Genomic DNA, 5,399 nt, shown 5'->3' with positions numbered 1-5,399 from the left:
GGTGGGGAACGGGCCCTGCGAGTCGGTTACGCAGCGTCGAACAGCGGCGGGGTGGACCCGGCCCCGCGAGCGCGCCGGCCGGGCGGGGACGCCCCCGCCCGCTCCCCCAGGCATCCCGGTAACAGTCGACCCCCGCCAGGAGGCCCGGCGGGGGTCGAAATCGTCGCCGCCGACCGTAGCGCACGGGCGCGGCGGGTGGCCAGTGTCGCCTCCGTTTCCCGCGACGGCCCGTCGTCCCGGACGCCGCAGTGCGCGCCGCGAGTTGGGCGCGGCCACCCCTCCGCCGGTAGGCGTATTTCGGTGCAAACCGGCCGCGTGCCGGGACCCCGTGGACCCAACCGCCGCCGTCCGACGCCCCCATGAAGGCCCCTCAAGAGGCAGACTGAAATGGGACATTCTGACCCTCTACCGCAACAGGTCATTGAACCCGTGATCCCCTCTTGATCATCCGGGTCACCTACCAACCGTAATTCCCCTGCTCACTACAACGACCCCCACACCTATGCATCACGATCCGATGGCTGTTGTCGATCTTGAAAATCGCCTACTCTGTGTTGCGATGTTGTCGATCAGTGCAGGCTCAGATCCCGGCTACTTGACCAAGACGGTCAGCGCCGGTGCCGAGCATTACTACCTGCGCTCGATCGAGCTGCAGGGGGAGCCGCCCGGCTACTGGACCGGCGACGGCATAGCGGACCTGGGCCTGTCGGGCGAGGTCGCCAACGACGTCTTCGAGGACCTGTACTCGGACTTCATCGACCCCCGGAAGCGGGACGAGATGTACGCCCGGCTGGCCGCCATCCCGCACCCGGAGGGCAGCGAGGAGTACGCCGAGGCAGAGAAGCAGATCCGCAAGGAGTGCCGCCTCGGGGACGCCCCACGCAACTACGAGAAGGCTTTCGAGAAGCGGCTGGAGAAGAACCTCGCCGCGGCCGAGGCCCGCGCCCCGGGCGGGGTGCTGAGCCCCGAGCAGGTCAAGGCCATCGAGATCAGCACCCGCAAGGAAGCCCCCAGCGCGAAGCTGTACTACGACCTGACCTTCAGCGCCCCGAAGTCCTGGTCGGTGGCGCACGCCGCGCTGCAGGTCAAGGCCGCCGAGGCGCGCGAGGCCGGCGACCTGGACGCCGCCGAGAAGTTCAGCCGCCAGGCCGACCAGCTGTGGGATGCGTGGAAGACGGGCGTGCAGGCCGGTCTGGAGTACATGCAGGACGAGGCCGGATACACCCGCAGGGGTCACCACGGGGCCAGGGTCGAGGGCCGTTCCACCGGCGAGTACGTCAAGGCCGACCGGTTCATCGTCGCTGCGTTCGCGCAGCACACGAGCAGGCAGGACGACCCGCAGCTGCACGTGCACGCCGCCGTGCTCAACAAGGTCCGGTGCGTGGAGACCGACCCGGTCACCGGCCGCAAGCGCGAAGTGTGGCGGGCCTTGGACGGTACGGGCCTGTTCCGGAACAAGCAGGCCGCGGGGCACCTCGCCGAGCGGGTTGCCGAGCAGGAGCTGGAGCGCGTGCTGGGCTGGCGGGTGCAGATGCGCCCGGACGGCAAGGCCCGCGAGATCGTGGGCGTGGACCAGGACCTGCGGGACGCGTTCAGCAGCCGGCGGACCGCCATCACGGCCGAGGTCGCCGAGATCGCCAAGGCGTTCGAGGAAAAGTACGGCACCGCCCCCTCCCCGTACGTGCTGGCCCGGATCAGCGAGGACGTCAGCCTCAAGCAGCGCGCGGCCAAGAAGCACGACGCGGTGACGCGCGAGCAGCTGCTGGCCCGCTGGGAGGCGTCGAGCAAGACCCGGCTGCGCGAGTCGCTGGCCGATGTGCCCGAGCGGATCGCCGACGAGTCCGCGCTGCACGACCTGCACCGGCCGGCCAAGGAGTTCGACCCCGAGGTCATCCAGCGTCGGGCCATCGCCGCCGTGCAGGAGCAGAAGCCGACCTGGACGCGCCCTGACCTGCTGGTCGAGCTGAACCGGCAGCTGCCTGACACCCTGGGCGGGCTCGGACGGCACCAGGTCCGGGTCCTGCTCGACCGGCTGGCCGATGACGCCCTCTCCCCGACCGCCGACAACGGCGTGGTGCGCACGAAGGCGCCCGCCCTGGTCGAGATCCCCGAGGAGCTGCAGAGGGCCGACGGCACCTTCAAGTACGAGCCGAACCCCGACACCTTCGACCGGTACGCCACCGAGGAGGCCCTGCGCACCGAGGAGCGGCTGGCCCAGTTCGCCGGCGAGCGCGGCGCCCCGACCGTCCCCAGCGAGCTGGTCGAGAAGGTCATCAGCCGCCGCGGGCTCAAGGGCCGTCAGGCGGACTTCGTGCGGGCCGCCGCCACCTCCGGCCGCAAGGTCGACCTGCTGGTCGGCCCGGCCGGCGCGGGCAAGAGTTACACGCTCGCGGCCCTGACCGAGGTGTGGGAGTCGCACGGGGGCAAGGTCATCGGTCTGGCCAGCGGCCAGCGGGCCGCCGAGGTGCTGCGCGACGAGGGCGTGGAGAACGTCGCCAACATCGAGATGATGCTGATTGCCAACCGGTCGATCGCCGAGGGCCGCCCGATCGCCAACGCCGAGAAGTACCGCATCCCGGCAGGCGCCCTGGTCATCGTCGACGAAGCCGGTATGACCGACAACGCGGACATGGACCAGGTCCGCGCGCTCATCGAGGCCGCCGGCGCCAAGTGCGTCCCGGCCGGCGACCACCACCAGCTCACGGCCGTGGGCGCGGGCGGCATCTTCGCCCAGTGGGTCGAGGACGCCCCCGGCGTGCACGTCCTGGACGAGGTCCGCCGGTTCCGCGACACCGACCCGGTCACCGGCGAGAAGACCGTGCGTCAGTGGGAGGCCGACGCCTCCCTCAAGCTGCGCCGGGGCGACAGCGAGGCGCTGGCCGCGTACGAGCTGCACGGCCGGTTCCGCGGCGGCAGCGCCGAGGAGATGACCGAGCGCGCCTACCAGGCGTGGCTGACCGACCACCTCGCGGGCCGCAAGCCGCTGCTGATCGCCCAGGACAACGCCCAGGTGGCCGAGCTGTCCGCGCGCGTGCGGGCCGACCTGGTGCGCGCCGGCAAGGTCTCCGAGGACGGCGTGGTGCTGCGCACCGGCCGTGAGGAGCACGGCATCGAGACCAAGGCCGGTGTCGGCGACCTGATCCAGTTGCGCCGCAACAACCGGCACATCACGGCGGAGAACGGCCAGTTCGCGGTGAACCGTACGGTGGCCGAGGTCACCGGGATCAGCGACAACGGCGCACTGATGGTGAAGCTGGAGGACGGCTCCCAGATGCACCTCCCGGCCGCGTACGTGAAGGAGCACGTCGAGCTGGCCTACGCGGCGACCGTCCACGGCGCCCAGGGCCGCACGGTCGGGGTCTGCCACTCGCTGGTCGACGAGTCGACCACCCGCGAGGCGTTGTACGTGATGCTCACCCGGGGCGAAGGCGCCAACTACGGCTACGTCATCACCCACCGGGACGGCGACGGCATCAAGCAGGAGGAGGTCCCCCACCACCTCGCGCAGCTGGACGCCGCCCTGCAGCGGACCGGGCTGGAGCCGACCGCGACGAAGACGATCGAGGCCGAGCTGGAGCGCCGCGAGAACCTCGCCGTGCTGGAGCCGGTGTGGTCGGGCGTGAAGGAGCAGGACGCCGAGAAGCGCTTCGGCACCGCCCTGCTGCAGGCGATCGGCGCGGAGGACTACGAGCGGGCCGCGAGCAGCGAGGCGTTCGGCTCGCTCATGCGGCTGGCCCGGCACGTCGAGGAGCAAAGCTTCGACGCCGAGGACCTGCTGGTGCGCACCGCCCAGTCCCGCGAACTGGAGACCGCCGACGACGTCGCCAAGGTGCTGCACGACCGGCTCAACAAGGCGTACATCTTCGCCGAGCGCGAGCAGATCCGCGCCGAGCGGGCCGAGCAGCGCGCCGCTCTCGCTGAGCAGGAGCGCAAGGTCGAGGCCGCCGTCGAGGCCGGGCAGGCACCGGTCGATGCGGAGGAGCTGCAGCGTGCGGCCGAGGCCGCGCAGCAGAGCGACCCGCACGCCGAGCTGATGAAGCGGACCCTGGCCACCCAGACAGGCGTGGAGACCTTGCAGGCCGACGAGGACGCCGAGGCCGTCGAGCGCCAGGAGGCGGAGCTGGCCGCCGCGCTGCGGGCCGCCGAGGAGATGACGGACGCCGACGTCGAGCAGCTGGTCGACGCCCCCGAACCGGGCACCGAAGAGGCGCACCCGCACTTCGAGGACCTGATGCGGCAGAACGACGCCTTCCAGCACGTCGAGGTGCTGCACGCCGGTCAGGATCAGGAGGTCGCCCGGCGCCAGGCCGCCGAGCGCGAGGCCCACTGGGAGGCGATGGACTCCTACAGCGCCCGCACTCCGCAGCTCGACGGCGACCTGGGCCGCTTCCTTGAGGAGTGGGCAGCCGAGATGGACGCGCGCACCGAGCGGCTGGGCCGGCGCGTCGCCGAGGAGCAGCCCGCATGGGCCATCGACCGGCTGGGCCCGGTGCCCGAGGACCCGACGGAGCGGGCCGACTGGGAGCGCCGCGCCGGCCGGGTCGAGCGGTACCGCGAGGCGCACGGCTACGACCACGAGACCAACGCCATCGGGCAGGCCCCGCCGCAGGGTGCGGTCGAGGCCCGCGCCGACTGGGAGCGTGCGCGCCGGGCCCTGGGCGTGGACGAGACGGAGGCCGACATCGCCCGTGCGTCCGACGAGACGCTGCGGCAGATGATCGAGCGCGCCGAGCGCGAGGAGGAATGGGCGCCGCCGTACGTCGCCGACGACATGCAGAAGGCCTTCACCGCGGCGCGCGACTTCGAGGACCAGGCCGTTCAGATGGAACTGCGCGCCCAGGAGCAGGCGGAGAAGGAGGCCGCCGAGCACGAGGAGCGCGTCAACGAGGCCCTGGTCAAGTACAACAAGGCCGCCGGCTACAACGAGCACCAGGAGGCCCTCGCTCAGGCGATGGCGCTGCAGCAGGTACCCACGCTGCAGGCCGAGGTCGACCCGAGTGACCTGGTGAAGGAGACCCTCGACCGCGCCCAGACCAGCCGGGACATCGCCGAGACGATGGCCGACCGGGCGACGAAGTTCCAGGAGGTGCAGCAGGTCCGCGAGGCGTGGGTCGAGGAGACCCAGACCGTGCGGGACGAAGCCGACCTCGCCCGGACCGAGCTGGAGCGCCGCGCACCGCAGGAGCCCGAGGTCGAGGCACCGGAGACTCCGGAGGCCCCCGCCGCCCCGGCCCCGTCCGCGTACGTGCCGTCCGTCGAGGAACAGCTTTGGGAGGCGATGGAGCAGGCCCGCATCGCGCAGCAGATCCTGGAGCAGCGCGCTCAGGAGCGGGCGCAGGAGGCCGAGCGGCAGAAGGAGGCCGAGCGGCAGCAGCCACAGCCCGAGGAGCTGGAGCGCG

1 protein-coding gene is annotated in these 5,399 nt (G+C 71.8%); it reads left to right on the top strand.

All coding sequences use genetic code 11. From position 1 onward, the window contains the following. Nucleotides 1–595 precede the first annotated feature (595 nt). Nucleotides 596–5,399 (top strand): MobF family relaxase (mobF, locus tag CCN44_RS27510; protein WP_244203975.1); only part of this gene is annotated, 4,804 nt, incomplete at its 3' end.

It is taken from the genome of Streptomyces tricolor, assembly GCF_002155905.1.
Classification (GTDB): domain Bacteria; phylum Actinomycetota; class Actinomycetes; order Streptomycetales; family Streptomycetaceae; genus Streptomyces; species Streptomyces tricolor.
This window is presented reverse-complemented; position numbering and strand designations above follow the sequence as displayed.